At 51.7% G+C, this 4,226-nt stretch carries 5 protein-coding genes and 1 pseudogene; 4 read left to right on the top strand and 2 right to left on the bottom strand.

The features are described 5' to 3' along the window. Positions 1–67: 67 nt before the first annotated feature. From ACOYNV_RS26115 to ACOYNV_RS26125, 3 genes and pseudogenes are all read left to right on the top strand, one after another. Positions 68–601: pseudogene (locus ACOYNV_RS26115) on the top strand (glycosyltransferase); the annotation flags it as partial. 55 nt (positions 602–656) lie between these two features. Continuing rightward, on the top strand, positions 657–1,010 hold the full coding sequence (locus tag ACOYNV_RS26120) for a hypothetical protein (protein ID WP_422902742.1): 354 nt from the start codon (positions 657–659) through the stop codon (positions 1,008–1,010). A 338-nt stretch (positions 1,011–1,348) separates the two neighbouring features. Further along, positions 1,349–2,122, top strand: a complete 774-nt coding sequence (locus ACOYNV_RS26125) for a Fic family protein (RefSeq protein ID WP_422902743.1) — start codon at positions 1,349–1,351, stop codon at positions 2,120–2,122. Between the two features lie 140 nt (positions 2,123–2,262). Here ACOYNV_RS26125 and ACOYNV_RS26130 read toward each other — a convergent pair whose 3' ends face one another. Beyond that, positions 2,263–2,544 carry a type II toxin-antitoxin system YafQ family toxin gene (locus ACOYNV_RS26130; RefSeq protein ID WP_422902744.1) on the bottom strand — a complete coding sequence of 94 codons (282 nt, stop codon included), beginning with the start codon at positions 2,542–2,544 and terminating at the stop codon, positions 2,263–2,265. Then, a complete protein-coding gene (locus ACOYNV_RS26135; RefSeq protein ID WP_422902745.1) occupies positions 2,531–2,791 on the bottom strand; it encodes a type II toxin-antitoxin system RelB/DinJ family antitoxin in 261 nt (86 codons plus the stop codon). Before ACOYNV_RS26135 ends, ACOYNV_RS26130 begins: the two co-directional genes overlap by 14 nt. 305 nt (positions 2,792–3,096) lie before the next feature. Between ACOYNV_RS26135 and ACOYNV_RS26140 the strand changes: the two genes are divergently transcribed. Further along, a complete protein-coding gene (locus ACOYNV_RS26140) occupies positions 3,097–3,843 on the top strand; it encodes a GSU2403 family nucleotidyltransferase fold protein (protein WP_422902746.1) in 747 nt (248 codons plus the stop codon). Positions 3,844–4,226: the final 383 nt, after the last annotated feature.

Raw genomic sequence — 4,226 nt, forward strand, 5'->3', positions numbered from 1 at the left:
CAGACCGAACGTAATAGCGCAAACTTGATATGTTTATTTATTTACGCCGCCTAACAAACTCGGCTCAAAGTTTTTTTTGTTTGTCGGGCTTCTTCGTTACTACAAAGGTCTTCATATTTTGATGGAGGCCGCGCAAGGGACGGACTATCCAATCGTAATAGTGGGTTCAGGCCCCATTGAGCAGGAGTTGAAAGCGCAGGCGGCTCAACTCAGCTTACGCAATATACACTTTCTTGGACACTTGTCTGATGAAGATAAGGTCGCACTGCTAACGCTGTGCTACGCGGTAGTTTTTCCTTCACACTTACGTTCAGAAGCCTTCGGCATATCTCTTCTGGAAGGCGCGATGTATGGCAAGCCGATGATCTCCAGCGAGATAGGTACCGGTACAACGTTCATCAACATTGCAGATCAAACTGGCCTGGTTGTGCCCCCCAGCGACTCAGTTGCGATGCGTCAAGCGATGCGCTATTTATGGGAAAACCCAGAGTGTGCGGCAGAGATGGGACGGCGCGCTGAGGAGCGATATTGGAAGCACTTTACGGCCGACCAGATGGTGGGGGAGTACGTGAAGTTGTATCGAGAGTTGGCGGACAGGTAATGGACTGCTCGGCAGAGACGCGAGATTGAGGTTAGCTGGATACCGTTGCCTCTATGTGCCGCAGTCTGTGGTGCATCACGTCGGCTCCGGCACAACAGGCGGTAAAAACAGTGATTTCTCTGTTTATCACGGGCATCGCAATCTGGTTTGGATGTTCGTTAAGGATATGCCGGGCTTGTTGTTCTGGTTGTTGCTACCCTTGCATGTGGTGCTGAATCTGGTCAGCATTGCCTGGTTCGTACTGTGCGGGCAAGGGGGCGTGATTCTGCGAGCCAAGCGGGATGCGCTTTTGGGCTTGCCGAAGATGTGGTGCAAACGGCAGCAGATTCAAAAAGGGCGGATTGTTTCTATCGGCGAAATCTGGCGGGTACTGGATAAGCGCTTGCTACCGATAAGAAGAAAAACGTGAGCCACACAACTTCATATCGTCTTTATGGGAAAAATAAAGCTGGCGTTTTCTTCGCTGCTTGGGTTTTCATCGGTGTTCTTCATACGCCCCCTGTGCTAACCCGCACCAATCCGTAGGGTGTGCAAAGGCTTCATCTTGCGCACCTTCAGCTCGGTGCGTCCGCGTGCGCAAGATGAAACTTTGCACACCCTACAAAAACAGAGGTACATCAGTCCAGTTCTATGTCGGCCAATTCGCACCAATTTCACGCCGTCGCCGACAACCGGATTTTGTTGCTGTAATAGTTGCTTTGTCTCGCTACAATGAAACCGGATTACATTGTGGGTACAAGGAAAAATATGGAACTCTTCTCCGCACTCGGATTTAACTGGAACAGGTCAGTAGTGCCTAGTGTCGTGCCGACACATTCCATCGAGCGGGTGGCCTTCCGTTTCCATCGCATGCTGCCGGAGTTCGTTTGGGATGCATCCGTGCTTGAAGGCAATCCCTTCACCTTCCCCGAAGTCAAAACCCTGCTGGATGGCGTGACCATCGGCGGGCGGAAAATCTCTGACCAAGAACAAGTCCTCAATCTGGCGACCAGCTCCAAGCACCTTCTGTCGCTGGTGAAGGCAGGCAAGTTTTCCATGGATAAAGTAACGTTCTCTAAGCTGCATGGTCTGGTCGCCCGCAATGAAGCTCTGGAATGGGGTCACTTCCGGGGTGAGGGTGAAGAAACGGGCTACACGCCGGATGTCGGCCTGGGTGAGCATGGGCGATACACACCTCTGGCGACCATTGCCGGTGCGCCAGAGTTAAACCGTGTCTTTTTCTGTGGTCTGCAAGCGCTTGAAGACGAGCTTCAGCAACCCTTTGAGAAAGCTGCCGCCTTCTTCCTGTTCGGAGCCTTGCAGCAATTCTTTTTCGATGGCAATAAGCGCACGTCCCGCTTCATGATGAATGGCATTCTGATGTCAGCGGGCATTGATGCGATCAGCGTCCCCGCAGCCAAAGCGCAGCAATTCAACGAAAGTATGGTTCGGTTTTACTTAGAGAAGGACGCCACTGAAATGATGGCGTTCTTGGTCGATTGCCACCCGGACGCTGAACAGATTCATGAAATTAATTCGTAACGCATCCTGGCTGGAAACCGGCATGTCGCCACGCCCGAGAGCGTACTTGATGGCAATTGCGAATTCCGATGAAAACCGCCACCCGTTCCGATCATAAGTCGGCCACGGTTTCCGATGACCAGCAGCCGGCAACTTCGTTTCTACAGGCCAAGCTCGCTGTGCGAGCCAAGCCGAACGAGTTGCAACGTCACATCATCTGGCTTTCGATAGATCAGTACCAGGTCGGGCTTGACGTGACAATCCCGATGATCCTTCCACTCGCCAGTAATCGCATGGTCACGGTGCCGAGGCTCTAGTGGCTGATCGCTTGCCAGAGCCTCAAAGACCAGCTCCAAGTCGGCATCGAGCGTTGCCCGATGCTGGCCCTTAGCCTCGCGTTTGTAGTCGCGCTTGAATTGGCCGGTCGGGTCAATCTTCCGCATGCAGGTCCGCCATCAACGCCCCAACGCTTTCGAAGCTCTTAAGATTGCCGGCGCGTGCCTCGCGCATGGCTGCGATGGTGGTTTCGTTCGGAATCAAAGCCTCGAACGGCAATGCCTTCTCGCGGGCGACACGGGTCAGCATAATGCGGAAGGCGTCGGAGACGGTCAGCCCCATTGCAGCAAGTACGGCGCTGGCCTCTTCCTTTATGTGCTCGTCGATGCGCGCACGAACAACAGCATTAGTCATGATTCATTCCTCCTTGTTGGTGAGCTACATTGTAGCCCAAAACTAACTGTCGCGGCCGACCTGAAACTGGTCGTAGATGGCCGGTGTGAAACTAGCGTTTCTTTATTGGAAATAATTCAAGCTGGCATTTTCTTCGTGGCTTGGGTTATCTTCGGTGTTCTTCATACGCCCCTGTGCCAACCAGCACCAATCCGTAGGGTTCGCCCGCGGATGCACCGAGCTGAAGGTGACGTAACCTATTGAACAAAAAACAGTTGTTCTGTAGATTGTAATTTCTGAGAAAAACGGAATAACCGGAGAGTGCCATGACCCCCCTGAGTGAGCAGCAACGATTGTTTTTGGTTGAAAGTACGCAGATATACGCGCCATGGGTTCAAGCTAGGCAACATCTTGCAAGTTACAAATATGGTATGAAATGGGTTACTTCAAAAGAAAGGGAATACCTCTATCGAGTGCATGATGCCGTAGGTAACGCAAAATCCCTTGGACCCCGCAGCCCGGAAACCGAGTCTGTTTATCAATCCTTTATCGATGGCCGGTTACGAGCAAAAGAGCGTGCATCTGGCTTGGATGACCGTATGAAGATACAGGCTCGCTTGAACAAGGCTGTTAATTTGGGGCGATTGCCCATGGTAGTCAGCGAGATTCTTCAGGCCGTTGACTTATCAAAAGCGCGTGAGGATTTCCGTATCGTTTGTGCTCATGCAATCTATGCCTATGAGTCCATGGCAGGTGTCCACCTAAAAATGGAGTTGCTTGCCTCGGGTGATGTTGATCTGCTATACGACCCCCGTAAAAAACTATCCCTGGTTGCAAAAAACTTGAATGGCAATGGGTTGCTTGGACTGCTACGCAAGGTGGACTCGACATTCGAGGTTGTCGAGCACGAGGCATTCCGAGCAGTAAACAAAACAGGGTTTATGGTCGATTTGATTATGCCCACACGCGATATGCGCCACCCTGAAAAGGTCGCGTTTGCTGTGGGCGACTTGGCCGCGGTGGAAGTTCCAAATCTACAGTGGCTTGGTGCAGTTGGCGCAGGGTGCGTATGAAGAACACCGAAGAAAACCCAACCAGCGTAGAAAATACAAGCTTGAATTTTTCCCATAAAGAAACGCCAGTTTCACACCGGCCATCTACGACCAGTTTCAGGACGGCCGCGACAGTTGGTTCCGTTTGTGTCGAGATTCGAGCCGATTTTGTGATACGTTCGGCGGTTTATCAATTACCGTCTCGGTGGAGAATCATGATTTCTGAACTTTCAGAATTCGATGCCGCCGAATATCAAAACAACGTGTAATCTCACTCTATTTTCCGGTCCGAATTAGAAATAAATGAGCTACACAATTTCAGCCATTATTGTCAATTACAATGCCGGCTCGCCAACCCTGACGCACGAACCGCGCCCCCCTGATGGCGCAAGGGTTTGGAGGCG

Source organism: Propionivibrio sp. (genome assembly GCF_049316945.1).
Lineage (GTDB): Bacteria > Pseudomonadota > Gammaproteobacteria > Burkholderiales > Rhodocyclaceae > Propionivibrio.

What these genes read in the sequence shown, in the direction of transcription:
- ACOYNV_RS26125 (WP_422902743.1), top strand. Translation starts at nt 1,349, where the DNA reads ATGGAACTCTTCTCCGCACTCGGATTTAACTGGAACAGGTCAGTAGTG.
- ACOYNV_RS26130 (WP_422902744.1), bottom strand. Translation starts at nt 2,544, where the DNA reads ATGCGGAAGATTGACCCGACCGGCCAATTCAAGCGCGACTACAAACGC.
- ACOYNV_RS26135 (WP_422902745.1), bottom strand. Translation starts at nt 2,791, where the DNA reads ATGACTAATGCTGTTGTTCGTGCGCGCATCGACGAGCACATAAAGGAA.
- ACOYNV_RS26140 (WP_422902746.1), top strand. Translation starts at nt 3,097, where the DNA reads ATGACCCCCCTGAGTGAGCAGCAACGATTGTTTTTGGTTGAAAGTACG.